We start from the raw sequence: 26,817 nt of genomic DNA on the forward strand, positions 1-26,817 counted from the left end.
TCCGCCGGCGTCTCATGGAAGGCCTCGACGATATTGGGCTGACAATGCGCGACGAGAGAGCTATCGAGCGCTACGAGGATGCACGGCCGGCGTTCAAGCCGGCGGTGTGATCTAGCGGACCGGCAGCGCCGAGGGCAGATAGTCGGCGCCGGTGAGCCGGCCCTCGTTGAAGGACAAGACCCAGACGGAGCCCTTCTTCGCCTTGATGTCGCCGTCGATGGGCAGACGGCCGGTGGCAGACAGCCACGCGACCATATTGGGGATGATGTCGCCCTGGGCGCACACGACGCTCACGCCGCCCTGATCGATGATGTCGGTGATCGCCTTTTGCGCACCGACCATATCGGACAACCACGCCTCATCGCCGAAACACTCATCCACCTCGACGGGCAGATTCAGTTCGTCGGCAAGCGGGGCGACCGTGGCCTGGCAGCGATCCGGAACCGCGGAATAAATGCGGTCTGGGTGGAACGGCGCGAGCATGGGCACGAGCATCTCCGACTGGCGGCGGCCCTTCTTATCCAACGGCCGGAGGTTATCGTCGCCGGACCATTTCTCGCGCTCATGCGCCCGGGCATGGCGCACGTACAGAATGCGGGCGGTGGCGGGCACACCGAAGCGCTTCTCCGCCTTTGCCAAGACCTGGCGGTCGAGGTCATAGGACATGAGATCCTTGGCCTCTGCCATCGACAGCCACCGGATCTCGTCGACCTCTTCATTGGCCTCGAACTCGCCGCCGGTGACCTCGCCTGTCCAGTAATAAACGACCTTGGTGGTGTCTTTGACCGGGTAGATGGTCTTGCCGAGCAGTTTGCCCAAGCGAATGTCGTAGCCGGTCTCTTCCTTGATTTCCCGGACGGCGGTGGTCACTAGGGACTCGCCCGGGTCGGCCTTGCCTTTGGCGAGCGACCAGTCGTCATAACGCGGGCGGTGAATGCACGCGACCTCGATCGTGCTGGGATCGTCGAGCTTTCCGCGCCACAGGACCGCACCTGCGGCGAGTGTGGTGCGCTTGAATTCCTCGTCCGGTTTAGCCGGAATCCCCTGGTGGCGGCCAGTGAGGAACATCTCTCCCTTGAGGTCTTTATCCTCTTCGTGCATATGTGACTTCTTGCCCATGGTGGCCATTGTCCCGCATCTGGTGCGGGTGCGCATAACCCTGAATTCGGTTTCGTGGTGCTTTACACTGTGACGAGCACAAATCCGTTCGGGCCCGAAACACGTGCCGGGGCCGTGCGGACGACTAACGAGAGTAAGTGAAAAGAAAGGCGGCGCGCGCATGGTCAAGGTCGCAGTCTTGGGTGCAGGTTCGTGGGGCACGTCGTTGGCGAAAGTCTTCGCTGACGCCGGCAATTCCGTGAGCCTGTGGGCACGCCGTACGGAATTGGCTAACGCGATCCAGGAGACGCGGATCAACGCAGACTACCTGGACGGGATCGTGCTGCCGGAGGCCATCGAAGCGACCGACGACGCCGCAGCCGCCATCGAGAACGCGCAGATCGTCGTGCCCGCGGTGCCGAGCCAGACGATGCGCGAGAACCTTGCTAACTGGGCGCCGCACATTCCGAGCGAATCGACTGTGGTGTCCATCTCCAAAGGCATCGAAGCGGGCACCTATAAGCGCATGAGTGAGGTCATCGCGGAAGTGACCGGCATCGATCCGTCCCGCATCGCGGTGCTGACCGGACCTAATCTCGCCCGTGAAGTCGCCGACGAGCAGCCCGCCGCCACCGTCATTGCCTGCTCGGACCTGAACCGGGCAAAGCTCGTCCAGGCCGCCTGCGCCACGACTTATGTGCGCCCGTACACCAACACCGATGTGGTCGGCTGCGAGATCGGTGGCGCGTGCAAGAACGTGATCGCTCTTGCGTGCGGAATGGCCGCCGGCAAGGAAATGGGGGAGAACACCCAAGCCACCTTGATCACCCGTGGGCTTGCGGAGATCACCCGTCTCGGCATCCAGCTCGGCGCGGACCAGCGCACATTCGCCGGTTTGGCAGGTCTGGGCGACCTGGTTGCTACCTGCGGTTCGAAGCTGTCGCGCAACCGCACCTTCGGTGAGCGTCTCGGCCGCGGCATGACCCTGGATGAGGCGCGCAAGGCCACCAACGGCCAGGTCGCGGAGGGCGTGACCAGCTCGCAGAGTATCTACGAGCTTGCCCTTGACAATGGCGTGGACATGCCGCTGACGGAAGCGGTGTTCTCGGTCTGCCACAAGGATCTGCGCGTCGACGACATGATTGCCGCGCTGATGGGCCGTTCCAAGAAATCCGAATAACGGCTTGTAGTGTGGTCACCATGATCACACTCGCCGTCATTTACGGTGGAATGTCCTCCGAACATTCCATTTCCTGCATTTCCGCCGGCGCCATCATGGCGGAACTTCCCCGTGAGAAGTACGAGATCTTCCCGGTGGGGATCACCAAAGACGGCACGTGGGTAGCAGGCTCAACCGACCCGGTCGGGGATTCGACACTGCCCACCGTCGACGGCGGACGCGAGGTCGCCCTATCTGTGAACCCCACGCGCCGCGGCGAGTTCTACGACCCCAATACCGGTGAAGTTCTGGCCACCGTTGATGCGGTCTTCCCGGTGCTGCACGGCACCTACGGCGAGGACGGAACGATCCAGGGATTGCTCGACCTCGCTGGCGTGCCGTATGTCGGCCCGGGCGTGTTGTCGTCGGCGTGCTCCATGGACAAGGAGTTCACCAAGACCATCGCGCGTTCTGCCGGGGTGCCGGTCACGCGGGAATTCATTCTTCATGACGGCGTTGACACCGCAGCAGTCGATGACGGGGTGCGCGAGTACCTCGGCCTGCCGGTCTTTGTGAAGCCGGCGCGAGGAGGCTCCTCGATCGGCATCACCAAAGTCACGGCCTGGGAGGACCTCGATCGCGCGGTGAATGCTGCGCGCGAGTACGACACCAAAGTCATCATCGAAGCCGAGCTGATCGGCGACGAGGTGGAGGTGGGCGTGCTGGAGCGCCCCGACGGCGAGCTCGTCGCCTCCCCGCCGGCGAAGCTCAACGGCACGGCCGACTCGGACGAGGGCTTCTACGGCTTCGAGACCAAATACCTCGACAACGTTGTCACCGCGACCATTCCCGCGGGCTACGACGAGGAGCTCAACGAACAGCTCGCCGACCTTGCGCTCACCACATTCCGCGCACTGAGCTGTCAGGGCCTCGCCCGCGTCGACTTCTTCGTCACCGAATCTGGGCCGATGCTCAACGAGGTCAACACCATGCCGGGCTTCACGTCGATCTCGATGTACCCGCAGGTCTTCCTCGCCGCCGGCATGACGTACGGCGATCTGTTGGAAACGCTGATCGCTACTGCGCTGGAACGGTCTGCGAAATAGCGTCCGAGAGGTTCGTCAGCGCGCCATCACCCGCACCCACAGGGACGGACACGGCGATCTCAGCAGCGCGCCCCAGCGCGTACAGCACAGTCGCCTGCGAGGCGGCATTGCTGCTGGTCTCTTCGAACCACGGCACATCGTTGACCTGCGTCAACTGTGCGCCAGCTTCGTAGCTCGGCGGCGGGGCGACACCGCACTTCAGCACCACAGGCTCCAGCCCGTCAGCGCCCCACGCGGCAGCATTTTCCCCGAGCCCGTCCACGCCAGAGACATCGAGACGCGTATAGCCGCCAGCGAGATCAGCGGGTAACGCGGCCACCAACTCACGGCAGACATCGCCAGAGCCATCGCTTATCGACGCCTCCAGCTCCGCCAACGGCGCCTTCCCCGGCGCGGGATCTGCCTGAGGCAGGGCACTGAGATCTATATCCTCCACCGGCGAGCCTGATTCAGCGGGGTTATCGGCAGTGACCGCAACAACGGGGGAGCGGTCCACGGTGAACCACGTGGTCAGATTCGACTCTGGTGTCGGATCACTGACCTTCATCCATTCCACGCCCTGGATCTGTTCGGTGGAGGTGAGTTCAGTGAACTGCACGGGGGCATCGATGCCGCAACGCAGTGTCACGCGGTCGGTCGAAGACGTCTGCCATGCTGCCGCGCCGGCTGGAACGGGGTCAGCCAATGTCGCCCGCCGGTGGCCGGCGACTTCGTCTGGAAGAGATTCGATCAGGGCGGCGCACTCGGGTGAGTCAGCGTCGGGCGACGGTAACTCCGTCAAGGCCACCGGCTGGTTGTTAAGCTGCTTGAGGTACAGCTTGGAGCCGATCAGCACACCGGCGACGAGTAGCAGAGCAAGCCCGAGGCTGAGAAGGATGAGCGGGCGCCGCATGACTGTGTCGGTGTCCTGGTCGCTGTGGTCGGCGGGGAGTTCCGTGGTCGTCCTGCTGGTGGTCATAGCGGCTCATTGTATTAGGGCGTTCCGCGGCTGGAACGTCGCATCGCAGCACCAACGAAGGAAAGGCGCTCATCGACCGTGATTCAGACTGGTTTTCCATCGGGCGGACCTACGCTCGGGGATGTCGGGGAGCGTGCCGTGATTCAGTCCATCGTGGACGTGACACCGTCGTCGATCAACGGTGACGATGCGGCGGTGCTGCACAGATCCTCGCCTAACTCGCGGGTTGTGGCCACCACCGACATGCTCGTGGAGGGGCGTCACTTTCGGTGGGATGTGACCACGCCACGGCAGGTCGGCCGTAAGGCGATTGTGCAGAATTTCGCGGACATCGAGGCGATGGGCGCACGACCGCTCGCGGCGCTGTTGTCCCTTTCAGCCCCGAAGGATTTGCCCGTCGCAGTGGTGACCGATCTCGCCCGTGGGATTGGCGATGAGGTGGGCAAATACGCTGCGGAGCTCGTCGGCGGCGATGTCACCTCGGGCGACAGCTTGGTCCTGTCCGTCACCGCGATCGGTTCGCTGGGCGGCAACCGCTGGGCCCTGACCTTGGACGGCGCGCGTGCAGGCCAAAAACTCGTTTCCCACGGAAAGATCGGCTACTCAGCAGCCGGTTTGGCGCTGCTCGAGTCCGGCCGCGACATCCCAGAGGAATTCGCCCCGCTCGTTGAGGCATATCAGGCCCCAGAGATCGCGCCCGGCAGCGGGGTGATTGCCCGCTCCGCTGGCGCGACGAGCATGACTGATAATTCCGACGGTCTGCTTCATGACCTAAAGCTTCTGGCGGCGCGGTCCGGCGTGAATATAGATATCGATTCCTCCACGATCGCCCCGGACGAGCTGTTGGTCAACGCCGGCGAATTCCTTGACTGCGACCCGTGGAAGTGGGTCTACGAGGGCGGGGAGGACCACACCTTGCTGGGAACGATCAGCGGTGATGCCCCAGTCGGCTTCCGCACCATCGGCACCACGTCGAAGCCCGGCTCTGATGATGAGGTCGCAGTGACAGTTGACGGCGAGACCCCGGAGTACGGCGGGGGTTGGGAGAGCTTCGCATGAGTCTGCCGGTCCATCCGTCGTGGGCGGAGCCGCTCGCCCCAGTCGAAGACGATATCCACCAGCTGGGCGACTTCCTCCGCGCCCAGCCCGCGTACCTGCCAGCGGGCAACGATATTCTCCGCGCTTTCCAGGACCCGTTCGATGACGTGCGCGTGCTCATCGTCGGCCAGGACCCGTACCCGACACCGGGTCACCCGATGGGTTTGAGCTTTTCGACGCAACCAGGCGTCGCCCCGCCCCGCTCGCTCGTGAATATATACGCTGAATTGAAGGATGATCTGGGCATCCCGCCGCGCTCCGATGGCGATTTGTCGTCGTGGGCCGGCCAGGGCATCTTGCTGTTGAACCGCGTGCTCACCGTCGCACCCGGTCAGCCCGGTTCCCACCGCGGCAAAGGGTGGGAAAAGGTCACTGAGACGGCGATCCGCGCTCTCGCCGAACGCGATGCACCGCTGGTGGCCATTTTGTGGGGCCGTGACGCGCAGACAGCGAAGCGTTTCTTGGGCGAGACTCCCTGCATCGAATCCGCACACCCGTCGCCGTTGTCGGCACGCCGGGGTTTCTTCGGCTCCCGCCCGTTCTCCCGCGCTAATGAAGCGCTGCGGGCGCAGGGCGCGGACGGTGTGGACTGGGCACTGTAAAGTTAGGCCCCATGACTAATCCTGCGGTGATCGATGGTGCCCAACTGCTGTCGTGGGCGCGCCGTACCGTGCAGGTATTGAAAGTCCACCGCGAGGAAATCAACAGGCTCAATGTCTTTCCGGTGCCGGATTCGGACACTGGCTCGAATATGGCACACACGATGTCGGCGGCCCTCGAGAACGCCGAAACAGTGGGGTCCCCGGCGAGTTGCGCCGATATCGCATCGGCCTTGGCAGTAGGAAGCATCAAGGGGGCACGCGGCAATTCCGGAGTCGTGCTCTCCCAGGTTCTGCGCGGCGTTGCCCAGGCAGCAGCTGAGGGCGACTTAGACGCCGCGAGCGTGGCCGACGCGTTGAGCAACGCCGTTGTTTACGTCGAGCGTGCCATCACTGATCCGGTAGAAGGCACCATCGTGACTGTGCTGCGCAAGGCAGCTACCGCCGCACAGGAAGCGTTGAGCGGGGCGGCCGGCGAGTCTCCGCTGGATGCGGTCACTTCCGCCGCCGTCACCGCGGCAGAGGAAGCATTGGAGCAGACTCCGTCGCAGCTCGCTGAACTGCGGGACGCGGGTGTCGTTGACGCTGGCGGCCGCGGGTTGGTTTTGTTGCTCACCGCCTTGCGCGATGAAGTCGCAGGGCGCGCTGCCTATATACCGGCTTCTTCCAGCCTCGCATCGGTGACGGCCTCTGCAGCGTCCTCTGCGATGGATTCTGGGACGGACTCTGCGGCGGAGGGCGAAAATGAATCGGGCGAATCGCACGGGCACGCCGGCTGGCTTGAGGTCATGTTCTTCTTCACCGGCCCCGTCGACGAGCTGGAAAACGCTCTGGCGGGCATGGGAACGAGCCTCGTCATCGCCCGCGCTACTGACACCGAGGCACAGATCCACATTCATTCGCTCAATGCCGGGGCGGTCATCGAGCGTGCTTACGAACTCGGCGCGGTGTCGGATCTGCGCTTAGAAGTTTTGCCGGATGCGCTTCCTGCCAGTGATTCCCCGGCCTCCGCGCGCATCATCGTCGCCATGACTCCGGAGGGGTCCATTGCGGAACTCTATCGCCAGGCAGGGGCCGTCCCCGTCACATCTGAAGGCGGCTTGAGCGAGGCGATCACAGAGGCGATTGCGGCTGCTGATGCTCGCGAGCTCGTCGTGCTGCCCAATGGTCATGCAGGGCCAGACGAGCTAAAGCAGATCGCGGAGGCTGTGAAATCAGAGGGTGCGCAGGCCGCTATTTTGTCCACCATGAGCCTCGTCGGCGGGATCGCGGCGCTGGCTGTCCACGATCCGCGCCTACCGCTTGAAGCAGCAGCCGCACAGATGGATGAAGCGGCAGCGGACATGCGCGCCGCTGACATCGTGCGTACCGCTGGCGGGAACATCACGGTGGTCGCACCAGTCGACGAGGTGCTGGCGGAGGAAGAAACGGTACAACGCGCCGTCGATAAGGCATGCCGCGCAATGCTCGACGCAGGCGGGGAGCTGGTCACGCTGCTGCTCGATTCTGATGCTGCTGAGGAGCTGGACCCCGACGCGCTTGCGGAGGCCCTCGATGCGGAAGTGCTCGTGTACCCGGCGGATGGTTTGGGCACCATCGGCCAAATCGGGGTGGAATAAGAAGTGCTGGGGATCAACTACACCACGCCGCTGAACCTGATCATCCCAACGCGTCCCGCCCGCGCGATCGCGAAAGCTTTCGGCATTGAGACAGCCGAAGGGCTCCTCGAGCACTACCCGCGCAAATATCTGCGCTACGGCAATGGCAGCGCGCTCGAGGGCGCTCTTCCTGATGACCGCATCACATTCATCGGCACGGTCATGTCCACGCGCACTATTCGCGGTAAGAAACCGATCTTCAAAGTGGAGATCTCCGACGGGTACGACACCATTTCCGCAACATTCTTCAGCGCGCGCTACGCACCGCGTGCGTTGTATGGCGGTGTCCGCGCGATGTTCACCGGCAAGCTGAGCTATTTCAACGGGCAGCCGCAGCTGCAGCACCCGGACTTCCTCATTCTCGACGCACCTAAATTCAAGGGAGGAAGCAGGGAGCGGCCGCAACCAAAAGGCGGGGCGACGGGCTCGATGAAGCAGCTTTCTGTCTTCGGCGACCCGGACGAGATTCTCTCCGGCCGCGAATGGCTGCCCGTGTACAAAGCCACGAAGAACCTCTCCACGTGGACGATCATGGGCGCGGTCAACGCAGTGCTCGACACATTGCCGCCCGTGGAGGAACCACTCGGCTTCACACCGGACGGGTTCATTTCTCTGGACGACGCGATCCGCCAGATCCACAACCCGACGTCCGACGGGCCGGACGCAGCCCGCGAACGGCTCAAATACAACGAGGCATTGCGCGTTGCGCTCATCATGGCGCTGCGCCGCGTGGATGCCAGTCACCGCACGGCGACGGCACTGCCGCGCGTGGACGGGGCGTCGCAAAGCCAAATGCTCTCTAACCTCCCGTTCGCGTTCACCGACGGCCAAGAGCGCGTCTTCAGCGAGATCTCTGCCGATATGGACAGCACCACGCCCATGAGCCGCCTGCTGCAGGGCGAGGTCGGCTCCGGCAAGACCATCGTGGCGCTCGCCGCCATGCTCCAAGCCGTGGACAACGGCATGCAGTGCGCGCTGCTCGCGCCGACAGAAGTGCTCACGCTCCAGCACGAGAAATCACTGCGCAAAACTCTCATGCGCACGGGCGTCCACGCTCGCGTAGTGGCGCTGACCGGCTCGATGTCGACCGTTCAAAAACAGGAAGCACTGCTCGCCATCATGAACGGCGACGCTGACATCGTCGTCGGAACTCACGCGATCATTCAGGACAGCGTGGACTTCTTCAAGCTCGGTTTCGTCGTCGTCGACGAGCAACACCGCTTCGGCGTCGAGCAGCGCGACCGACTGCGCGACAAAGCGGGGGAGAGCACACCGCACCTGCTGGTCATGACGGCGACGCCGATTCCGCGCACCATCGCCATCACCGTCTTCGGCGACCTTGCTGTGTCCACGCTGCGCGAGTTGCCCGGCGGCCGCAAGCCGATTCAGTCGTCGATCGTGCCCGAGTTCATGGACACGTGGATCGAGCGTGCGTGGCAGAAAATCAAGGAGGAGGTCGCCGCCGGGCACCAGGCGTACATCGTGTGTCCGCGTATCGACGGCCCCGGCGGTGTCCTCGAAATCGCCCATCTGCTTGGGCGGACACACTTCAGAGGCTTGAATATCGGCGTTCTCCACGGACGGATGAAAGGCGAGGACAAAGACGATGTCATGTCGGCCTTCGCCGCTGGCGAGATCGACGTGCTGGTCTCCACCACAGTCATCGAGGTCGGCGTCGATGTGCCGAATGCGACCGTGATGATGGTGCGCGAATCGGAGCACTTCGGCGTATCGCAGTTGCACCAGCTCCGTGGTCGCGTGGGCCGTGGCGGGCACCAGTCGTTGTGTCTGTTCCACACCTTTGCCGAGGCAGAGACTCCGCAATTCGAGCGCGTCCGGCAGATCGCAGCGATCTCCGACGGCTTCCAGCTCGCCGAACTCGACCTGCAAAACCGCCAGGAAGGCGATGTCCTGGGCACACATCAGTCCGGCAACGAACGTCAGTTGAAATTGCTCAACCTCGTTGAGGATTACGAGATCATTCAGCGCGCCTACGATGACGCGGAAGCCGTCGTCGCCAGCGATCCGGAGCTGGCCCGCGCTGTCGCCGACAACGAAATCCTCGAAGAATTCGAGTACCTGGAGAAGAGCTAAGGGGCCTGCGCGTTAAAGTTGAGCCCATGAGCCGAATCATTTCGGGCGAGGCCCGCGGACGCACAATCAAAGTTCCCCCGGAGGGAACGCGGCCCACATCTGACCGCGCACGGGAAGGACTGTTCTCTTCGCTACAGGTCCGTTTCGGTTTCGCGGGGCAGCGGGTGCTCGATTTATTCGCCGGTTCCGGTGCGCTCGGGCTCGAGGCCGCATCCCGCGGTGCCGACGAGGTCGTGCTCGTGGAATCCAACCCGAATGCAGTCGACATCATCCGCCACAACATGAATGTCGTGGGGCACCCGCATGTGACGGTCGAGCAGGCGAAGGTCTCCGACTACGTTCCGCGTGCCCCGCGGGAGCACTTCAGCATGGTGCTCGCAGACCCGCCGTACGACTTGCCGGACGGCGCGGTCGCCGAAATGCTGGACGCCCTGATCCCTCTTCTCGCCGATGAAGCAGCAGTGGTGATTGAACGCCACCGTGAAAGCCCGGAGACGAACTGGCCCCGTGGCTTCACCCCGACTGGCCAGAAGCTGAAGAAACGACTGTACGGTATAGCTCGTATGGACATGGCGACGTTCAGCCGTGCAGAACTAGACGATAACTAGACACGTACTCAACGAGAAAGAACAACGATGACGAAAGCGGTCTGCCCCGGTTCCTTCGACCCGGTGACCAACGGCCACCTAGACATTTTCACTCGCGCCGCGCGCAGCTTCGACGAGGTGATCGTGCTCGTCACCGCGAATCCGAATAAGCAGACTGGATTGTTCTCCATCGAGGAACGCATGAATTTCATCCGCGAAGTCACCGCAGATTTCCCCAATGTCTCGGTGGACACCTGGGGCGGTCTGCTCGTTGACTACACCACCGCGCATAAGGTCGGTGCGCTGGTCAAAGGTCTGCGATCCTCACTGGATTATGACTACGAGCTGCCCATGGCACAGATGAACCGCCACCTGTCTGGCGTGGACACGTTCTTCCTCATGACCGATGAGAAATACGGCTACATCTCGTCGTCGCTGTGCAAGGAAGTCGCCAAATACGGCGGCGATGTTTCCGGTCTCGTTCCCGACTGCGTGGTCGAGGCCATGAACGCCAAGTACAAAGGATGAGCGCGGGACTGACTGTCCTCGCTGTTTTCCTGTCCGTCGGAATCGGTGCGTGCTTCCAGCGCATCGCCGGTATGGGTGTCGGGCTCCTCGCCGGCCCGGTGCTTTCCCTGATTCTCGGACCCGTCGAGGGCATTCTCGTGGTCAACGTTCTCGCAGCCACGAATGCGTTGATCACGAGCGTGAACATGCGCGCCGACATTGACTGGCGCAAATTCTGGCTGATCGCCCCGGCACTGATTTTCGGTGCGGTTCCCGGAGCGCTTCTGATCCGCGCTGTGGAACCTGATGTGGTGCTCGTGCTGGTCGGCGCGCTGCTTCTTTTGGCTCTTGCACTCGTGACTTTCGGCAGGCGGTTCGTCCCTGAGCCACACGGTCCCGTACCGGCGGTGATCTCGGGTGTGATCGGCGGATTCATGAACACTCTCGCTGGCATCGCCGGACCAGCGATCACGGTCTATGCGCAGGCGGCGCGGTGGGAGCAGCGGGTCTATGCTGCAACGCTGCAGCCGATTTTCTTCGTGAGCGGGATCATCTCGTTCACCATCAAAGAATTTTCCGGCGCTGCCGACCTCGCTGGAGTGAATGCCTGGATCTGGGGCGCCGGCGCACTTGGCATGGTGCTCGGCATCGTCACCGGAGTGAAGCTGGTTCCCCGGATCTCCCGAAGTGCCGCCCATCGCATCGCACTGCTGCTCGCAGCCCTTGGCGGCGCGACCGCGCTGGTGCGCGGCACCGCTGGTCTGCTCGGGTAGGACGACGTCGCTGCTTGGCTTTCCTGTGCGATCTAGAAGATCGAGGACAGGAATTCTTTGGTGCGCTCGTGCTGCGGGTTATCCAGCACCTGCTGCGGCGATCCCTTTTCCACGATCGTGCCTTCCGACATGAACGCCACAGTATCGGCGACCTCGTGGGCGAACGCCATCTCATGGGTGACCACGATCATGGTCATGCCACTGGCAGCGAGATCCTTCATCACACGGAGCACCTCACCGACAAGTTCGGGGTCGAGGGCGGAGGTGGGTTCGTCGAAAAGCATGAGCTTTGGATCCATCGCGACCGCGCGCGCAATAGCGACGCGCTGCTGCTGGCCGCCGGAAAGCTGCACGGGAAAGGCATCTGCCTTGTGCGCGAGGCCGACCTGCTCGAGGAGCTCCATGGCCTTCTTCTTCGCGTCCTCAGGTTTTTCGCCCTTGACGTGGATCGGTGCCTCAATGATGTTCTCTACAACGGTCCGGTGCCCGAAGAGATTGAAGGACTGGAAGACCATTCCGATCTCGCGGCGCTGCAGGGCGGCATCTTTCTCGGAAATCTCGTGCAGCACGCCGTCTTTTTCGCGGTAGCCGATCAAATCGCCGTCGACGTAGAGACGGCCGGCAGTGACTTTTTCTAAGTGGTTCACGCAGCGCAAAAACGTGGACTTGCCGGAGCCGGACGGGCCGATCAGGCACGTGACTTCACCGGGCTGGACCTCGAGATCGATGCCTTTGAGCACGTCCAAGGAGCCGAAAGACTTCCACACGTCGACCGCCTGGACCATCGGGGTGCCGGAAGTGGGGGAGCTAGCAGTAGCAGCCATGGTTAACGGTTCCTTTCCACGACGGTGACGTTGTTCGGGGCCTTGCCTTCGGCATCAGTCAGTGCAGCCAGTTGGCGGGCGGTCAGTTCGCGGGTGACGCCGCGATCGAAGTAGCGCTCCAAGTAGAACTGGGCGACCATCAGAATCGACGTGATCACCAAGTACCAAGTGGCCGCGACAAGCAGCATCGGAACCGGCTCGAACAGTGCGGCGGCGATGTCCTGCGAACGGCCGTAGAGCTCCAAGGAGTAGGGGATAGCGACGACGAGGGAGGACGTCTTCAGCAGGGAGATGAACTCGTTGCCCGTCGGCGGAATGATGATGCGCATTGCCTGCGGCAGCACGGTGCGGCGCATGGTCAGGCTCCAACCCATGCCCAGGGCCTTGGACGCCTCGATCTGGCCTTCCGGCACAGAGTTGATGCCGGAGCGGACGATCTCCGCCATGTAGCCCGCCTCGTTCAACCCCAGCCCGATGACGGCGAGCGCGAATGCCGAGGAAGTCAGGGCTTCGAGGGACACTTCCGTGAAACCGAGGTTGACCGACTGGTAGATCGCGCCGAGCAAGCCCCAGAAGACCAACTGCACATAAATCGGGGTGCCGCGGAAGACCCACAGGTACAGCCACGCGATGGACTTGAATACCGGGTTCGGTGACATGCGCATCACGGCGAGGATCACACCGAGCACGACACCGATGATCATGGACAGCACGGTGATGGCCAGGGTGTGGCCGGCGGCGATCAGAATCCGGGTGTCGAAGAGGTACGTCCAGTACGTGCTCCAGCCGTAGGCTTCACGACGTGCCGCGTCGAAAACGAACAGCGCGAACAGCACGAGTAGGACCGCGGCGGCGACCCAGCGGCCTGGGTGGCGCAGGGGCTTTGCTTCGATCCGCTCGGGTTTCCGTCGCGATGACCGCTTCGTTATCGGGGTGCTCATTCTCACTGCCCTCCTACAGGCTGTTCGTTGATCTGCGCCTGCTCCAGCGAGCCTGTCTCCACGCCCCACTGGGCGAGAATGCGTTGGTATTCGCCAGTGTCGATGAGGTGCTGCATGGCAGCGGCCATCGCCGGTCCCAAGGGGGAATTCTTCGGCACGGCGAAGCCGTACGGCGCTGCGTCGAACATGTCGCCGACCAATTCCATCTTGCCGTCCGAACGGTTCACAGCCCACGCCGTGACAGGGGAATCGGCGCTCAAAGCATCAGCGCGGCCGACGAGAGCGGCAAGCGCCGCGTTGTCCGACGTGTCATACGACAGGATCGTCATCGGATTGCCTTCTTCTTCGCACTTTTCCGCCTTAGGGCGGACATCGTCTGTCTCGGAGACAGTCGTGCGCTGGACCGCGACGGTCAGGCCGCACGGATGTGCAGGATCCACATCCGCTCCAGGCTGCGCCGCCCACTGAATGCCGGCGTAGAGGAAATTGACGAAGTCGAAGTTCTCCCGACGTTCCTCCGAATCAGTGAAGCCCGACATTCCCGCATCCAGCGTTCCAGCCTGAACAGCGGGAAGAATCATGGCAAAGTCTTGCTCCTGCGGGGCGAATTCGAGCCCCATGACGCTTGCGACGGCGCGACCGAGATCCATTTCCATTCCGATGAGGTTGCCCTGGGAGTCTTTGAACTCAAACGGCGCGAATGGGGGATTGGCGCCGGCGGTGAGACGACCGGAAGCCTGAATATCTTCCGGCACCATCGCCGCGATCTCGGGAACCGCGGCGGGGGTGATCTCCTCCCATCCTTCGGGGTTCCCGCCCTCGGCATTGGTCACGCAGCCAGCGAGCATAGCCACGGGGAGGAGGCTGGCGCACACGGCAGCGGTCTTGGCACGGGTGAACATAGCGGAAAGCATACTATGCTCAGTAGTGAAAAATTAAAAAAGGCCGTGCGGATGTGCGCGGCCCTTCACGGCGATGAGCCGTCGGTATCTTCCAAGCGTTGGTTATCGCGGCATATTCGCCATGACCATCTGGATGGCCTGGCCGATGACGGTCACGCCCGCGGCGATGATGACGTAGTTGATGATCGTGCGGGTCACGCCCTGGGAGCTGGTCTCCAGGTTGCTGTTGAACATCTGCTTGTAGGGCTCGAAGATCATCTTCATGAACCCCTTGAAGCCGGAACCTTCCGGAATGGAGGAGGACTCGTTCGGGTCAAAGGCCTTTTCGATGCCGCGGCCAACGGCGCCGGTATCGGCCTTCGCGCGGTCACCAGCGGCGCCGGCTGTAGCAGCGAAGTTGGTCTGTGCGGTAGCGGTAGCCGGAGCAATGGCCGGGACAGCCGCGATGGTGAGGGAAGCAGCGATGATGGAGGAAGCAATCTTTTTACGCATGGCGGTGAGTGTACCTGGGTTTACTGTTGTGTGGAATTCGCGTGAACGGCGCCTTATCAGCGGATAAGACCACCTGAGAGCCCCCAGCCCCGCGCGCGTCTGTGCGCTGCGGTATGTCAGGGTGTAGTTAGTGTAGGGATTCAAAATGTCTTAAGATAAGCGACGCTTACACAGGAAAATTTACGAGCGCTCTTATTCGCTCTTTCCGTCTTTTCAATTCAAGGAGCTGTCCTCCATGTGGAAGAAATTCGTCGCCGCGGCTGCCGCGGCTGCCGCGGCTGTCGGTCTCGTTGCTGCGTGCGCGACGCCTGCCCAGGCGCAGGACCTGCGTTCCTTGATTGAGTCTCCGAATGTGAATAAGTGTTCCGACGAGTTCTTGATCACTATTCCGGGCGGCGGCAACACTGCGTCGTTCCTGCCGGAGAAGGCGCCGATCGGGCCGAAGGTGACGGAGGTGGCCACCCGCGTTCACGGTGCGACCCGCGGCAAGATCCAGCCCGTCTGGATCACTTATGCGGCCAGCCCTTTCACGCTGTACAGCTACAACGATTCGTCGAATAAGGGCTACTGGGAGGCCTCCGGAACGATGCGCCGTCTCGCGCGCATGTGCCCGAAGGCGACATTCAGCATCACCGGCTATTCCGAGGGCGCAGATATCGGTGCCAAGCTGATCAACAATATCGGCCACGGCCGCGGTCCGGTGCCGGCGAAGAAGGTCAACTCCGCCGTGTTGATCTCCAACCCGCACCTCGCCGACAACGGCGGCGCCTTTGCAGCAGGAGCGACGCGCGATGACCGCGGTGCGCTCGAAGAGCTGAAGGGCGGCTATGGCGAGCTCGGCTCGCGCGTGCTCGATGTGTGCCGGAAGGACGATCCGATCTGCTCGCTTCCGGCTGAGTGGCGCAACCACGTCAATCCGTTCCTGCGCATGGCGGCGTTGCGCGGCCAGGTGCCGATGACGGAGTTCGCTGCCATCGTGGCCAAGCGGTCGCCGACGACGCTCCCGCTGCTGTTCAGCGTATACAACCACACCCAGTACGGCGGCCGGATGCTCGAAGACGGCGCGCAGTGGATCACTTCGCGCAGGGCACCGATCCGCGAGGACCGTCCGCAGCCGCGTGCTGAGCATCCGGCGCAGGAGCAGGCTCCGGCCCCCGCGCCGGCACCAGCCCCGCGTCCGGGACGCTAAGACAACCCCCGCGCCTAGATATCTTCGGGCAGCGGGCCCGAGGACATGTCACCGCGGAGCCGCTTGATCACGTTCTCCGCCGAGATGAGGCACATCGGAACGCCAACGCCGGGCAGCGTTGTCGCGCCGGCATACAGCAGGTTGTCGACTTTCCGCGAGGCGTTGCGCCCGCGCAGAAACGCTGACTGCTTCAAGGTGTGAGCGGGGCCGATCGCACCGCCTGACCAGGAGTGGTAGCGCTCCGCGAAATCTGCCGGGCCGAGAGTCCGGCGTACGCAGATGCGCGCTTCGAGATCGGGGATTGCGCACCATTCGGCAATTTGCGCGATGGCCGCGTCCGCGATGGCGTCGACGCGCGGGCTGGCTTTTTCGCGGTACGCATCGCCGTGCCCGAGGTCGGGCGCCGAAGGCGTCGGGATGAGTACGAAGAGGTTCTCGGACCCCGCGGGCGCGGTCGAGGGATCGGTAGCGGAGGGCTTGGACACGTAGATCGACTGCGAGGCATCGAGCGGACGCGCGGCATGCGGCCCGTCGAAGACCGCGTCGAAATCGACGTTCCAATTCTTGCTGAACAGCAGGTTGTGGTGCGCGAGTTCGGGCAGTTCGCCGTCGACGCCGCACATCAGCAATACACAGCTCAAACCTGGGTTCCGGGCCGCGAAATAACGTTCGTCATACGTGCGCTGGCTGCGCGGAAGCAAACGAGTCTCGGTAAATTTCAGGTCGGCGGTAGACACAACGAGATCAGCGGCGAGCTCCTCGGCAGTGCCGTCGGACCGTCGTACGCTCACGCCAGTTGCGCGTCGCCCGTCGACATGAATCGCTGTCGCTTCCGTGGAGAGCTGGATATCGGCTCCGTATTCGCAGGCCAGAGACTCGAGCGCGCGCATCACCGCAGCGAAGCCGCCCAGCGGGTATTTCACGCCCTGCACCAAATCGGTGTGGCTGAGCAGGTGGTACAGCGCCGGTGTGCGCGCGGGATGCGACGACAAGAACACAGCCGGGTACGCGAGCATCTGCCGCAAACGCACATCAGCAAATTGCTTATCGACGAACCCTTCCAGCCCTTCCCCCAACAGCCTCACCAGCTTCCTGTAGTTGCTGCGGATTTCCGGCGCCACGAATCCGCCCGGGTGAGAAAACGTGGTGTAGAGGAAGTATTTGAGGGCGAGCTGATACGTCTCACCGGCGCTGGCGAGGTAGTCCCGGAGCTTCTCGCCAGCACCGGGCTCGATGGACTCGAACAGGGAGATGGTGTCGGCGGGGGAGGACGGGACGTCGATAAGCTCCTGCTTTTCTGGAAACAGGCGGTAGGCAGGGGAGAGATCTACGAGCTCGAGCATGTCGCTCGTGCGTTTGCCGAATAACGCGAAGAAATGGTCGAACGCGTCCGGCATGAGGTACCACGACGGGCCGGTGTCGAAGCGGAATCCGTCGACGGTGAGTTCGCCGGAGCGCCCGCCGATCTCGTCGATGCGGTCGATGACCGTCACATCGATTCCCTCGCGGCCGAGCAGCGCGGCAGTTGCGAGTCCCGCTGCTCCCGCCCCGATCACGAGCGCGGTTCGCGGATTAGCTGGTGTCGTGCTCATCGCCACTTTCTTCCCACCGCTTGTGCGGCAGCTTGAACAGTGAGCAGAGCCTTGCGGTGCGCAGGCACGCTCACGCGGGTCGTGGTCAGCTCGCGGGCCGGCATCGCGTCGAGCATGTCGGTGAGCTCAGCGAAGAGATTCGCAGCTGCGAGCACCGCGGCGCGTACCGCGACGGGCAGCATGCCGATCGCATCTGATGCTGCAGCCAGGTCCGAGCGGATCTCGGCGACGATGGCTGCCTTTGCCGCGTCGTCGATGCGGCCGAAAGACTGGAAATAGGACCGGCCCAAATCGTGCGTGTCCTCAGCGAGATCACGCAGGAAATTGACCTTTTGGAACGCGGCGCCGAGCCGTCGCGCACCGTCTTCCATCTTCGCGCGCTGGTCGGGCGTGACTTGCCGGTCCGCGAGAAAGACATCCAGGCACAACAAACCGATGACCTCCGCCGAGCCGTACACATAACTGTCCAATTCCGCTTGCGAGTAGCGGGTCGTGTCCAGATCGCGCCTCATGGAAGCAAAGAATGCTTCGATGTGCTCGTCGTTAAAGCCGCAGCGTCGTGCGGTGAGCGCATAAGCGTGCAGGATCGGGTCGGTGTGGAAGCATTCGCGCGGCGCGGCCAGGACCTGCTTTTCGTACTCGTTGAGCATGACCCGCACGTTGTCAACGCCTGCTTGCCGTGCCGTTCCGTCGACGATCTCGTCGGCGATGCGCACGACCGCGTATAGGTTGCGGATATCGCGGCGCTCCCGCGCAGGCAGCAAACGGCTGGCCAGACTGAAACTCGTGGAGTATTCGCCGATGACTTCTCCGGCGGCGGCATGACTCATCTCGTCGTACCGCCGCAGCCAGCTCGTTGTCCGCGGTGCCACGGTATTCAACCCTAGCCCGCGCATCATCAGAGCCCGTCACGAGGGGAGCGGTGGGCGTCAGCAGAGGCCCGAACGCTTTGCATAGATTTCATGTAACTGCAAAGAAAAATTCTCAAAACGGAAAAGTTGGAGTCCTCCCAGGGATATATTCAAAAGATCAAATTCGCCTGAGCACGGAGGCCCATGCCATGGAAGAGATCATTAACAGCGTCAACACCGCGATCTGGTCGAACTGGCTCGTGTTCTTGTGCCTCGGCGCCGGAGTGTACTTCTCGTGCGTAACGCTTTTCCTCCAGGTGCGGTGTTTCCCGGACATGATCCGGCAGCTGAAGTCGGGTGAGGATTCTGCGGCCGGCATTTCGTCGTTCCAGTCGCTGATGATCTCGCTGGCGGGACGCGTCGGCGTCGGCAATATCGGCGGCGTGGCCACTGCGATCGCGTTCGGCGGCCCGGGCGCAGTCTTCTGGATGTGGATCGTGGCCTTCTTAGGCTCGGCGACCTCCTATGTCGAGTGCTGCCTGGCCCAGATCTATAAGGAGAAAGACCAGGACACTGGCGAATACCGCGGTGGCCCGGCATATTACATCGAGAAGGCGTACCGCCATACTGCCGCACGCCCGTTCGCGTTGGTCTACGCCATCGTCTTCGCTGTGTCGATGATTCTGGCTACCTCGTACTTCTTGCCCGGAGTGCAGGCCAACGGTCTGGCCACCTCCGTCGAGCACGCCTGGTCCGTTCCCACCTGGGTGACCGCCGTGGCCATGGTGGTTCTGCTGGGCATTATCATCATCGGCGGCGTCAAGCGCATCGCCTGGTTCGCGTCCATGGTTGTGCCGTTCATGGCGGTCATCTACATCTTCGTCGCCATCGTCGTTCTGTTCGCCAACGGGTCGCAGATCCCGGAGGTCTTCGGCCTGATCATCCGGTCGGCCTTCGATAAGGAAGCGGCGTTTTCCGGCATGCTCGGCGTCGCGATCATGTGGGGCGTCAAACGCGGCATCTACTCCAACGAAGCAGGGCAGGGAACCGGCCCGCAGTCCGCGGCCGCGGCGGAGGTCTCCCACCCGGCGAAGCAGGGCTTCGTGCAGGCCTTCGCGGTGTACGTCGATACACTTCTGGTCTGTTCCGCGACGGCGTTCATCATTATCTCCACCGATATGTTCCGTGTGCACAGCGGCGGTGACGAAGATAGCCCGGTCATCTACAACGGCTCGATCGACGGCGATGTCGAGGTGGGCCCCGGATTCGTCCAGTCGGCGCTGGATTTCTATTCGCCGGGACTCGGTGGCAGCTTCATCGGATTCGCTGTCCTGTTCTTCGCGTTCACCACGATCGTCGCCTACTACTACATGGCCGAGGTGAACTTCACGTACCTCAACCGTTGGATCAAGAGCGAGAAGGCCCGTACCGCGGTCATCTGGTTCCTGCGCGTGCTCATTCTCGTCTCCGTCTGGATCGGCGCCACCACCACGCCGGGCACCGCTTGGGCACTCGGCGATATCGGTGTGGGCACCACCGCGTGGCTGAATATCCTCGCGATCCTCGTGATCCAGGTCCCCGCGCTGAAATGCCTGTGGGATTACCGCCGCCAGAAGAAGGCCGGGCACGAACCGCAGTTCGATCCGGAGGCCCTGGGCATCCGCAACGCCGATTTCTGGGTGGAACGCAAGGCTTCCATGGTCGCCGCGGGCACATGGGAGCAAGCCAAGCTTATCGACGGCACCTCTGCCCCCGAACACCACTAAAGACTCCGCGCCAGGGGCGCATACGAGAAGTCTCGAGACTGAACCGGAAAGGTGTCTCGAGACTTCACTTACTTTGGGGGAGGACCCGGCGTGGCGTTAGTCTTCCGCCTCGGCGTTGAGCCGCGCCTGGTCGCGCTGGCGGCGCTTAGTGCTGATGCGGCCGAAGATCGCTCCTGCGAACAGCGCACCGACCACCGCACCGACCACCGCGCCGATGGCGCCGGCGTTGTCAAAGCCTCCTGAGGGGTCGAAGCCCCCGGTGGCGATGAGACCTGCAAGCCACACGGCGCACAGAGCGAAGTAGGCGATCAGCAAGCTGCGTGGGGTGTCGTGAAAGCGGACCACCGGCGACGCGACGTACCTGCGCATCCACTGGGCACCAGCCACACTGCCGATAATCGGGATAACCAGCACGATGCCCGACCACAGCGCCTCCCTGCCCGGCAGCACCCAAGCGAGAACCGCGCCGGCAAGTGCCATGCCGATAAGCGAGGTGTAGAACCCCACCGAGTTTGCCTTGTGGTACGTCGCTGCCTCGAACTCGTCGGTGGCAGTGTCGTCTACGTAATTGACTATGGAGTCTCCGAACTTTTTGAACATTATTTCTCCTCTTCCTGGCCAAAAATCTCTTCGACTGATTTCTCGAACTCACGGCAGATGTCGAGCGCTAAGTAGACGGAAGGTGAGTAGTTGCCCCGCTCGATATTGGCGATGGTCTGCCGGGAGACGCCGACGCGGTCAGCGAGCTCCTGCTGTGACAACTCGTTCCAGCGCCGCCATTTTCGGACTGTGTTCATGTGGCCTCCCTTCATTTACAAAGTGTAAAGCCTAAGCTTCAGAATGACAAGGAGACTTTACATTGTGTTAATTGTCTGCGACAAGAACTTCCGGGTTTAGAAACGAAAAATCCCGGGTCACCGTGTGATTCGGTGACCCGGGATGGTTTAGGATGCCGGCGAGTACCGCGGTGGCCCGGCGTTTTTATATCGAGAAGGGATACCGTCAGGAACCCCTAGAGAAGCCTCTTCAGTGCGCCCCGGCCAGCGACGAGGATGATCAGGGACACCGCTAGTGCCGCGGCGCCGGCCCAGTAGGGAACGCCGGAACCGAAAGCCACTGCCACCGGCCCGGAGATCGCCGGGGCGATGGCGCCGCCCAGAAAGCGCAGCCCCGAATAGGTCGACGAGGCCACATTGCGCGGCAAGTCAGTAGCTTCCATGACTGCCTCGGTGAGCACGGTGTTGAAGATGCCGCTGAAAAAGCCTGCGAGAATGACCAGCACGATCAGTGTGCTCAGATGATCCACCGCGAAGCCGAGTGCGGCAAGCAGAATCGCGAATCCGATGAGCACCGTGCAGATCACCGGCATCAGTCCGAAGCTCTGCGTCAAACGCGGCGCGACGAACACCGACGACACTGCCAGTGCCAAGCCCCAACCGAAGAAGACCCAGCCAAGCTCGGTTGCTCCGAATTCGCTTCCTGACGCAGCCGCCGCCTCGTCGATCGGGTACGGCGAGTAGGCGAGCAGGGTGAAAAAGCCGTAGTTGTAGAAGAATGCCACCGCACCCAGCGTGAGCAGTGCCGGTTCGCGCAGGGCCTTCAATCCTGCGGTAAACGTTACGGGTGCGGGCTTATTCGCGGGTTTGCGCAGCAGCGTCGCGATGGCGATGAAACCGATCGCCATCAGTCCTGTCGTGCCGTAGAACGGCCCGCGCCAGCTGATCTCACCGAGCAGCCCGCCGAGCAGAGGTCCCACAGCCATGCCGATGCCGATGGCTGCTTCGTAGAGAATCACCGCTTGGCTCGCACCGCCTGATGCTGCACCGACGATCGCCGCCAGCGCCGTCGAAATGAACAGTGCATTGCCCAGGCCCCAACCCGCGCGGAAACCGATGATCGCATCCACCGAACCAGCTGCTCCCGATAGGAACGCGAAAACGACGATCAGGGCGAGCCCTGTCAGCAACGTCTTCTTAACCCCGATGCGGGAAGAAATGAAAGCACTGAAGAACATCGCCAGCGCCGTAATCAGCAGGTAGCTGGTGAACAGCAGCATCGTCTGCGTCGGCGAGGCATCGAGCTCCCGGCTGATCGCCGGCAGAATCGGATCGACGAGGCCGATGCCCATGAACGACACCGCACAAGCGAAAGCGATCGCCCACACAGCGATCGGTTGTTTGAAGATATTTTCCGGGTTGGTCTTACTCATTCACGTCCTTTCGTGGAAGTTCCGTGGTTGTGCGGAGGCGTTGCGACAGGCTGGGAAGAATCTCCGCAGCCTGGATCAATGCGTCAACTTGGTCAGGGGAGAGGTCCCGAAAAACAGGCACCAGCTCGCGTGTCGACGCTTCCCGGAATTCCCTTACCGCCGTACTCCCGGCATTGGTGATGGTCAGGTCGTAAGCGCGGGCGTCGATAGGCGATGGCTCCCGCGCAACGAGCCCTTCGGCGACGAGCCTTTTCATAACCTGGCTCATGGACGGCTGCGCAATTCCCTCTCGCCGCGCGAGTTCGCCGATGCGCAACCCCGGCTCACGCTCCAGCGCCGCCAGCACGCGCAACGCGACGTACGACAGCTTGCTTCCCGACGCCTGGAACGTCGCCCGTGTGAAATGGCTGCCAGCCGCCACAAGGTCAATGGCGAGACGGGAAAGTGTTTCATCCGAATGCATAGGGGCACTATATAACTCGACGCAATATTCAGTCACATCGGGGGCATTAAAACTTCGTTAAGACGCCTTAGGAATGAATTATGCGGCGAAAATGGAGCCGAAAGCGGTGGTTATTTAGTCCCTATGACTCAAGACATCATCGGAGCCATCCTCAGTGCCGGAGTACTCGGCTACCTCGTGTACGCCCTGATCAACCCCGAAAAGTTCTGAGGTTGCCATGCCGTTAATCATCCAGACAATCTGCGCGCTGCTGCTGGTCATCCTCCTTCTCGCAGCCCTCCGCGTGCCCGTTGGCACGTTCATGTACAAAACGTTCACTGATAAGAAGCACAACCCCGTCGAAAAGGTCATTTACAAACTCATCGGCGTCAATCCCGACAACGAAATGCGGTGGACTTCTTACGCGATTGCGTCCATTGCTTTCGGCGTCTTCTCCGTCCTCGTCCTGTGGGTGATCATCATGGCGCAGGGCATGCTGCCGTGGGCATTCGGTCGCTCCCAGGACTGGCACACAGCCCTGAACACGGCAGTGTCCTTCACCACCAACACGAACTGGCAAAGCTACTCCGGTGAAACCGGCGCAAGCTACGTGGTCGGCATGGCCGGCTTGACGGTGCAGAATTTCGTGTCCGCGGCCACCGGTATTGCCGTCGCTATCGCGTTGTTCCGCGGACTGGCGCGCACCGGTTCCGGGACTGTCGGCAACTTCTGGGTCGATCTGGTCCGCGCATCCATCCGCATCCTGCTTCCCATTTCGATTGTGGGTGCGTTCCTGCTCATGGTCGGCGGTGTCGTCCAAAACCTCGCCGATCCGATACACGCCACCACGATCACGGGTAGCGACCAGACGATCCTGACGGGCCCGGTCGCCTCCGAAGAAGCGATCAAAATGCTTGGCACAAACGGAGGTGGCATCTTCAACGCCAACTCGGCCCATCCTTTCGAGAACCCGAACGCATTCACCAACCTGCTCGAGATTCTGCTCGTCTTGCTCATCCCGTTCTCCCTCCCCGTGACCTACGGCCTGTTCGTGAAGGACCGCCGTCAGGGCCGCGCGTTGACGGCTGCGATGCTCATCCTGTGGGCAGTTTCTGCTGCTTTGCTCGTCTGGGCTGAGAGCGCTCGCCCGCTGACAGCTCTCGAGGGCAAGGAAACTCGCTTCGGTGTCTTGTGGTCGGCGATCTTCGCCACGACGACCACCGGAACTTCGACAGGTGCCGTCAACTCGATGCACGATTCATACAGCCCGCTCGGCGGCGGACTCGTGATGTTCAACATGATGCTCGGCGAAGTCTCACCGGGCGGTGTGGGCACGGGCATGTACAACATGCTGACCTTCGTCGTGCTGTCAGTCTTCATCGCCGGCCTGATGATCGGCCGTACCCCCGAGGTGCTGGGTAAAACCATCGGCAGGCGCGAAATCACGCTCGCAGCGCTCTCCGCGATCGTGATGCCGGCCCTCGTGCTCCTGCTCACGGGCATCGCTGTACTGATCCCGGGTGTGCGCGAGTCCATGAACAACACCGGCCCGCACGGCCTGAGTGAGGTTCTCTACGCCTACACATCCGGTGCCAACAACAACGGTTCGGCCTTCGCCGGACTCAGCGCAGGCACTCCGTACTTGAACCTCACCATTGCATTCGCAATGTTCGTCGGACGTTTCGCGCCGATCGCCCTCATGGTTGCGCTCGCCGGTGCGTTTGCTTCGCAGAGAAGGCGTGAGGACAACTCCGGAGCCATGCCCACCCACAACGTCACCTTCACCGTTCTCCTGCTCTGCGTGATTCTCATCGTCGCCGGGCTCACCTTCCTGCCGTCGCTCGCGCTCGGCCCAATCGCGGAGGCACTCTCATGACAACAGCAACTCAAACACCCGCTCCCGCCGCTTCCACCAGCACCACGAAGCGGTCGCTGGGCAGCCAGCTCGGCGATAATTTCGTCGACGCGCTGAAGAAGCTCAATCCGGCGAACCTGGTGCGGCAACCCGTCATCTTTGTGGTGTGGATCGGCGCTGTACTGACCACCGTGTTGGCAGTGCTCGACCCAACTTTGTTCTCGATCAGCGTGACGGTCTGGTTGTGGGCGACCATTTTGTTCGCCAACCTGGCCGAAGCTGTCGCCGAAGGCCGCGGCAAGGCGCAAGCGTCCGCGCTCCGGCAGACGCGTACCGACGCTAAGGCGCGCCTTCTTAACCCTGATGGCTCCGAGACGGAAGTAGCTGGCTCCGAGCTGACCATCGGCGACCTGGTCGTTGTGGAAGCAGGCCAGCAGATCCCCGGTGACGGCGATGTCATCGAGGGTGTGGCTACCGTCGACGAATCTGCGATCACCGGCGAATCTGCGCCGGTCATCCGCGAGTCGGGCGGCGACCGCAGTGCTGTCACAGGTGGCACGACTGTGCTGTCCGACCGCATCGTCGTCAAGATCACCTCGAAGCCCGGTGAGACATTCATCGACCGGATGATCTCCCTCGTCGAAGGCGCGGAACGCAAAAAGACCCCGAACGAAATCGCGCTCAATATCCTCCTGATCACGCTGAGCATCCTCTTCGTCCTCGCGGTGACGGCGATCCAGCCGATGGCCATCTACTCCGGCCACAAACTGTCCCTCATCGCGCTGGTCGCACTTCTCGTGTGCCTCATTCCGACGACGATCGGCGCTCTCCTTAGCGCCATCGGCATCGCGGGCATGGATCGCCTAGTCCAGCACAATGTGCTCGCCATGTCGGGCCGCGCAGTCGAGGCAGCCGGCGATGTCTCGACGTTGCTGCTGGATAAGACCGGTACGATCACGTACGGCAACCGCCGCGCGTCAGATCTCATTGCAGTGGAGGGTGCGCAACGTGCGGAGATGGTCGAAGCGGCATGGCTGAGCTCGCTTGCCGACGAAACCCCAGAAGGCCGCTCCATCATCGACTACATCAACGAACTCAGCGACCGCGATGGACTCGAGAATCTCTCCGGGACCGATGCCACTGCTCTGACCCGAGAGGGCGCCGAGTTCGTCCCGTTCTCGGCCAACACGCGCATGTCCGGTGTCGATTTTCCGGACGGCACCCAGGTACGTAAGGGCGCCAGCTCGGCGGTTCAAGCGTGGGTCACGGCTGAAGGAGGCCGAGTCGCCGCTGACGTCGACGAGATCGTCGAATCGGTGTCAGCATCTGGCGGCACCCCGCTCGTCGTCGCGAAGAAGCCCGCGGGCCAGACCCCTCGTGTCCTCGGCGTGCTGCACCTGAAGGACGTGGTCAAGCCGGGCCTTACTGAACGTTTCGGGCAATTGCGCGAAATGGGCATCAAGACCGTGATGATCACAGGCGATAACGCCGTCACTGCCGCTGCCATCGCGAAAGAAGCTGGTGTCGATGACTTCCTGGCTGAAGCCACACCGGAAGACAAGATGCGTCTGATCAAAAAAGAGCAGGCGGGCGGCAACCTCGTGGCGATGACCGGTGACGGAACGAACGATGCTCCGGCTCTCGCGCAGGCTGATGTCGGCGTGGCCATGAATACCGGTACGTCCGCGGCTAAGGAAGCGGGCAACATGGTTGATCTCGATTCGGATCCGACGAAGCTGATCGACATCGTGGCCATCGGTAAACAGCTGTTGATCACCCGCGGCGCGTTGACAACGTTCTCTATCGCCAACGACCTGGCCAAGTACTTCGCCATTATCCCGGCGATGTTCGTGAGCATCTTCCCGGGCTTGGATGCCCTCAACATCATGCGTCTGCACTCGTCAGAATCGGCGATGCTCAGTGCCGTCATCTTCAACGCTCTGGTCATCGTCGCATTGATTCCGCTTTCGCTAAAAGGCGTGAAATACCGGGCGCTGTCGGCAGGAGCCCTGCTTAACCGCAACTTGCTTATCTACGGCCTCGGCGGAATCGTCGCCCCGTTCATCGGGATCAAGGCCATCGACCTCATTATCCAACTTCTTCCAGGGATGTGACAG

At 62.3% G+C, this 26,817-nt stretch carries 26 protein-coding genes and 1 pseudogene; 15 read left to right on the plus strand and 12 right to left on the minus strand.

The features are described 5' to 3' along the window. Positions 1–2: 2 nt before the first annotated feature. Positions 3–110, plus strand: a pseudogene (locus ACUY2Y_RS04845) (3-isopropylmalate dehydratase small subunit); the annotation flags it as partial. 1 nt (position 111) lies between these two features. On the opposite strand, the gene ACUY2Y_RS04850 reads toward ACUY2Y_RS04845, so the two are convergent. After that, a complete protein-coding gene (locus ACUY2Y_RS04850; RefSeq protein ID WP_448325040.1) occupies positions 112–1,119 on the minus strand; it encodes an NUDIX hydrolase in 1,008 nt (335 codons plus the stop codon). 160 nt (positions 1,120–1,279) lie between these two features. On the opposite strand from ACUY2Y_RS04850, the gene ACUY2Y_RS04855 reads away from it, so the two are divergent. Together ACUY2Y_RS04855 and ACUY2Y_RS04860 are read left to right on the plus strand one after the other, a co-directional pair. Next, positions 1,280–2,278 carry an NAD(P)H-dependent glycerol-3-phosphate dehydrogenase gene (locus tag ACUY2Y_RS04855; RefSeq protein ID WP_448325041.1) on the plus strand — a complete coding sequence of 333 codons (999 nt, stop codon included), beginning with the start codon at positions 1,280–1,282 and terminating at the stop codon, positions 2,276–2,278. A gap of 20 nt (positions 2,279–2,298) precedes the next feature. Next, complete coding sequence (locus ACUY2Y_RS04860) at positions 2,299–3,363, plus strand: D-alanine--D-alanine ligase family protein (RefSeq protein WP_448325042.1); 1,065 nt, start codon at positions 2,299–2,301, stop codon at positions 3,361–3,363. Here ACUY2Y_RS04860 and ACUY2Y_RS04865 read toward each other — a convergent pair. Further along, the gene (locus ACUY2Y_RS04865) at positions 3,335–4,321 is read right to left on the minus strand and encodes a DUF3515 domain-containing protein (protein ID WP_448325043.1); all 987 of its coding nucleotides are present in this window, start codon (positions 4,319–4,321) and stop codon (positions 3,335–3,337) included. The two genes, ACUY2Y_RS04860 and ACUY2Y_RS04865, sit on opposite strands and share 29 nt — an antisense overlap. Before the next feature lie 78 nt (positions 4,322–4,399). Here ACUY2Y_RS04865 and ACUY2Y_RS04870 point away from each other — a divergent pair, with 78 nt between their 5' ends. Genes ACUY2Y_RS04870 through ACUY2Y_RS04900 form a run of 7 tightly spaced genes read left to right on the plus strand, consistent with a single transcriptional unit; the run spans position 4,400 to position 11,637 of the window. Further along, positions 4,400–5,380: a thiamine-phosphate kinase gene (locus tag ACUY2Y_RS04870; protein ID WP_448325044.1), complete on the plus strand. Its 981-nt coding sequence runs from the start codon at positions 4,400–4,402 to the stop codon at positions 5,378–5,380. Continuing rightward, positions 5,377–6,021, plus strand: coding sequence for a uracil-DNA glycosylase (locus ACUY2Y_RS04875; RefSeq protein ID WP_448325045.1), 645 nt, complete (start codon positions 5,377–5,379; stop codon positions 6,019–6,021). Before ACUY2Y_RS04870 ends, ACUY2Y_RS04875 begins: the two co-directional genes overlap by 4 nt. A gap of 11 nt (positions 6,022–6,032) precedes the next feature. Then, positions 6,033–7,637, plus strand: a complete 1,605-nt coding sequence (locus tag ACUY2Y_RS04880) for a DAK2 domain-containing protein (protein WP_448325046.1) — start codon at positions 6,033–6,035, stop codon at positions 7,635–7,637. 3 nt (positions 7,638–7,640) lie between these two features. Beyond that, positions 7,641–9,770 carry an ATP-dependent DNA helicase RecG gene (locus ACUY2Y_RS04885; RefSeq protein ID WP_448325047.1) on the plus strand — a complete coding sequence of 710 codons (2,130 nt, stop codon included), beginning with the start codon at positions 7,641–7,643 and terminating at the stop codon, positions 9,768–9,770. A gap of 26 nt (positions 9,771–9,796) precedes the next feature. Further along, entirely contained in the window at positions 9,797–10,378 is a 582-nt protein-coding gene (locus ACUY2Y_RS04890; protein WP_448325048.1) for an RsmD family RNA methyltransferase, read from the plus strand. Between the two features lie 27 nt (positions 10,379–10,405). After that, entirely contained in the window at positions 10,406–10,885 is a 480-nt protein-coding gene (gene coaD, locus ACUY2Y_RS04895) for a pantetheine-phosphate adenylyltransferase (protein ID WP_210572142.1), read from the plus strand. Further along, positions 10,882–11,637 carry a TSUP family transporter gene (locus tag ACUY2Y_RS04900; RefSeq protein WP_448325049.1) on the plus strand — a complete coding sequence of 252 codons (756 nt, stop codon included), beginning with the start codon at positions 10,882–10,884 and terminating at the stop codon, positions 11,635–11,637. The genes coaD and ACUY2Y_RS04900 overlap by 4 nt, the downstream gene beginning before the upstream one ends. A 32-nt stretch (positions 11,638–11,669) precedes the next feature. On the opposite strand, the gene ACUY2Y_RS04905 is transcribed toward ACUY2Y_RS04900, so the two are convergent. From ACUY2Y_RS04905 to ACUY2Y_RS04920, 4 genes are all read right to left on the minus strand, one after another. Then, a complete protein-coding gene (locus tag ACUY2Y_RS04905; protein WP_448325170.1) occupies positions 11,670–12,422 on the minus strand; it encodes an amino acid ABC transporter ATP-binding protein in 753 nt (250 codons plus the stop codon). A 41-nt stretch (positions 12,423–12,463) separates the two neighbouring features. Further along, complete coding sequence (locus tag ACUY2Y_RS04910) at positions 12,464–13,402, minus strand: amino acid ABC transporter permease (RefSeq protein WP_448325050.1); 939 nt, start codon at positions 13,400–13,402, stop codon at positions 12,464–12,466. Between the two features lie 2 nt (positions 13,403–13,404). Beyond that, positions 13,405–14,304, minus strand: coding sequence for an ABC transporter substrate-binding protein (locus tag ACUY2Y_RS04915; protein WP_448325051.1), 900 nt, complete (start codon positions 14,302–14,304; stop codon positions 13,405–13,407). A gap of 102 nt (positions 14,305–14,406) precedes the next feature. Beyond that, the gene (locus tag ACUY2Y_RS04920; RefSeq protein ID WP_448325052.1) at positions 14,407–14,796 is read right to left on the minus strand and encodes a hypothetical protein; all 390 of its coding nucleotides are present in this window, start codon (positions 14,794–14,796) and stop codon (positions 14,407–14,409) included. 235 nt (positions 14,797–15,031) lie between these two features. Between ACUY2Y_RS04920 and ACUY2Y_RS04925 the strand changes: the two genes are divergently transcribed. Further along, a complete protein-coding gene (locus ACUY2Y_RS04925; protein ID WP_448325053.1) occupies positions 15,032–15,985 on the plus strand; it encodes a cutinase family protein in 954 nt (317 codons plus the stop codon). A 14-nt stretch (positions 15,986–15,999) separates the two neighbouring features. On the opposite strand, the gene crtI is transcribed toward ACUY2Y_RS04925, so the two are convergent. Then, the gene (gene crtI, locus ACUY2Y_RS04930) at positions 16,000–17,577 is read right to left on the minus strand and encodes a phytoene desaturase family protein (protein WP_448325054.1); all 1,578 of its coding nucleotides are present in this window, start codon (positions 17,575–17,577) and stop codon (positions 16,000–16,002) included. Beyond that, positions 17,574–18,407 (minus strand): phytoene/squalene synthase family protein, encoded by an 834-nt coding sequence (locus ACUY2Y_RS04935; protein ID WP_448325171.1) that lies wholly within the window; start codon positions 18,405–18,407, stop codon positions 17,574–17,576. Before ACUY2Y_RS04935 ends, crtI begins: the two co-directional genes overlap by 4 nt. A 230-nt stretch (positions 18,408–18,637) precedes the next feature. Between ACUY2Y_RS04935 and ACUY2Y_RS04940 the strand changes: the two genes are divergently transcribed. Then, positions 18,638–20,194, plus strand: a complete 1,557-nt coding sequence (locus ACUY2Y_RS04940; RefSeq protein WP_448325055.1) for an alanine/glycine:cation symporter family protein — start codon at positions 18,638–18,640, stop codon at positions 20,192–20,194. A gap of 96 nt (positions 20,195–20,290) precedes the next feature. On the opposite strand, the gene ACUY2Y_RS04945 is transcribed toward ACUY2Y_RS04940, so the two are convergent. The 4 genes from ACUY2Y_RS04945 to ACUY2Y_RS04960 all read right to left on the minus strand — a co-directional run bounded on the left by ACUY2Y_RS04945 (position 20,291) and on the right by ACUY2Y_RS04960 (position 22,866). Then, positions 20,291–20,794 carry a hypothetical protein gene (locus tag ACUY2Y_RS04945; protein ID WP_448325056.1) on the minus strand — a complete coding sequence of 168 codons (504 nt, stop codon included), beginning with the start codon at positions 20,792–20,794 and terminating at the stop codon, positions 20,291–20,293. After that, entirely contained in the window at positions 20,794–20,991 is a 198-nt protein-coding gene (locus ACUY2Y_RS04950) for a helix-turn-helix transcriptional regulator (protein WP_448325057.1), read from the minus strand. The genes ACUY2Y_RS04945 and ACUY2Y_RS04950 overlap by 1 nt, the downstream gene beginning before the upstream one ends. Positions 20,992–21,206: 215 nt before the next feature. After that, positions 21,207–22,403 (minus strand): MFS transporter, encoded by a 1,197-nt coding sequence (locus ACUY2Y_RS04955; RefSeq protein ID WP_448325058.1) that lies wholly within the window; start codon positions 22,401–22,403, stop codon positions 21,207–21,209. Further along, a complete protein-coding gene (locus ACUY2Y_RS04960) occupies positions 22,396–22,866 on the minus strand; it encodes a MarR family winged helix-turn-helix transcriptional regulator (protein ID WP_448325059.1) in 471 nt (156 codons plus the stop codon). The genes ACUY2Y_RS04955 and ACUY2Y_RS04960 overlap by 8 nt, the downstream gene beginning before the upstream one ends. Before the next feature lie 123 nt (positions 22,867–22,989). Between ACUY2Y_RS04960 and kdpF the strand changes: the two genes are divergently transcribed. From kdpF to kdpB, 3 genes are read left to right on the plus strand one after another with little or no spacing between them, the layout of a single operon-like run. After that, entirely contained in the window at positions 22,990–23,076 is an 87-nt protein-coding gene (gene kdpF / locus ACUY2Y_RS04965) for a K(+)-transporting ATPase subunit F (RefSeq protein ID WP_367117271.1), read from the plus strand. Positions 23,077–23,083: 7 nt separating this feature from the next. After that, positions 23,084–24,721: a potassium-transporting ATPase subunit KdpA gene (gene kdpA, locus ACUY2Y_RS04970; RefSeq protein WP_448325060.1), complete on the plus strand. Its 1,638-nt coding sequence runs from the start codon at positions 23,084–23,086 to the stop codon at positions 24,719–24,721. Then, positions 24,718–26,814, plus strand: coding sequence for a potassium-transporting ATPase subunit KdpB (gene kdpB, locus ACUY2Y_RS04975; RefSeq protein ID WP_296147497.1), 2,097 nt, complete (start codon positions 24,718–24,720; stop codon positions 26,812–26,814). Before kdpA ends, kdpB begins: the two co-directional genes overlap by 4 nt. Positions 26,815–26,817 lie beyond the last annotated feature (3 nt).

Source organism: Corynebacterium sp. 20-84, assembly GCF_053479455.1.

Excerpts from the sequence above, each read along its gene's own strand:
- ACUY2Y_RS04940 (WP_448325055.1), top strand. The coding sequence starts at position 18,638 with ATGGAAGAGATCATTAACAGCGTCAACACCGCGATCTGGTCGAACTGG.
- ACUY2Y_RS04900 (WP_448325049.1), top strand. The coding sequence starts at position 10,882 with ATGAGCGCGGGACTGACTGTCCTCGCTGTTTTCCTGTCCGTCGGAATC.
- kdpB (WP_296147497.1), top strand. The coding sequence starts at position 24,718 with ATGACAACAGCAACTCAAACACCCGCTCCCGCCGCTTCCACCAGCACC.
- kdpA (WP_448325060.1), top strand. The coding sequence starts at position 23,084 with ATGCCGTTAATCATCCAGACAATCTGCGCGCTGCTGCTGGTCATCCTC.
- ACUY2Y_RS04955 (WP_448325058.1), bottom strand. The coding sequence starts at position 22,403 with ATGAGTAAGACCAACCCGGAAAATATCTTCAAACAACCGATCGCTGTG.
- kdpF (WP_367117271.1), top strand. The coding sequence starts at position 22,990 with ATGACTCAAGACATCATCGGAGCCATCCTCAGTGCCGGAGTACTCGGC.
- ACUY2Y_RS04905 (WP_448325170.1), bottom strand. The coding sequence starts at position 12,422 with ATGGTCCAGGCGGTCGACGTGTGGAAGTCTTTCGGCTCCTTGGACGTG.
- ACUY2Y_RS04950 (WP_448325057.1), bottom strand. The coding sequence starts at position 20,991 with ATGAACACAGTCCGAAAATGGCGGCGCTGGAACGAGTTGTCACAGCAG.
- ACUY2Y_RS04910 (WP_448325050.1), bottom strand. The coding sequence starts at position 13,402 with ATGAGCACCCCGATAACGAAGCGGTCATCGCGACGGAAACCCGAGCGG.
- ACUY2Y_RS04935 (WP_448325171.1), bottom strand. The coding sequence starts at position 18,407 with ATGAGTCATGCCGCCGCCGGAGAAGTCATCGGCGAATACTCCACGAGT.
- crtI (WP_448325054.1), bottom strand. The coding sequence starts at position 17,577 with ATGAGCACGACACCAGCTAATCCGCGAACCGCGCTCGTGATCGGGGCG.
- ACUY2Y_RS04925 (WP_448325053.1), top strand. The coding sequence starts at position 15,032 with ATGTGGAAGAAATTCGTCGCCGCGGCTGCCGCGGCTGCCGCGGCTGTC.
- ACUY2Y_RS04915 (WP_448325051.1), bottom strand. The coding sequence starts at position 14,304 with ATGTTCACCCGTGCCAAGACCGCTGCCGTGTGCGCCAGCCTCCTCCCC.
- ACUY2Y_RS04920 (WP_448325052.1), bottom strand. The coding sequence starts at position 14,796 with ATGCGTAAAAAGATTGCTTCCTCCATCATCGCTGCTTCCCTCACCATC.
- coaD (WP_210572142.1), top strand. The coding sequence starts at position 10,406 with ATGACGAAAGCGGTCTGCCCCGGTTCCTTCGACCCGGTGACCAACGGC.
- ACUY2Y_RS04865 (WP_448325043.1), bottom strand. The coding sequence starts at position 4,321 with ATGACCACCAGCAGGACGACCACGGAACTCCCCGCCGACCACAGCGAC.
- ACUY2Y_RS04850 (WP_448325040.1), bottom strand. The coding sequence starts at position 1,119 with ATGGGCAAGAAGTCACATATGCACGAAGAGGATAAAGACCTCAAGGGA.
- ACUY2Y_RS04960 (WP_448325059.1), bottom strand. The coding sequence starts at position 22,866 with ATGCATTCGGATGAAACACTTTCCCGTCTCGCCATTGACCTTGTGGCG.
- ACUY2Y_RS04880 (WP_448325046.1), top strand. The coding sequence starts at position 6,033 with ATGACTAATCCTGCGGTGATCGATGGTGCCCAACTGCTGTCGTGGGCG.
- ACUY2Y_RS04890 (WP_448325048.1), top strand. The coding sequence starts at position 9,797 with ATGAGCCGAATCATTTCGGGCGAGGCCCGCGGACGCACAATCAAAGTT.
- ACUY2Y_RS04860 (WP_448325042.1), top strand. The coding sequence starts at position 2,299 with ATGATCACACTCGCCGTCATTTACGGTGGAATGTCCTCCGAACATTCC.
- ACUY2Y_RS04875 (WP_448325045.1), top strand. The coding sequence starts at position 5,377 with ATGAGTCTGCCGGTCCATCCGTCGTGGGCGGAGCCGCTCGCCCCAGTC.
- ACUY2Y_RS04855 (WP_448325041.1), top strand. The coding sequence starts at position 1,280 with ATGGTCAAGGTCGCAGTCTTGGGTGCAGGTTCGTGGGGCACGTCGTTG.
- ACUY2Y_RS04945 (WP_448325056.1), bottom strand. The coding sequence starts at position 20,794 with ATGTTCAAAAAGTTCGGAGACTCCATAGTCAATTACGTAGACGACACT.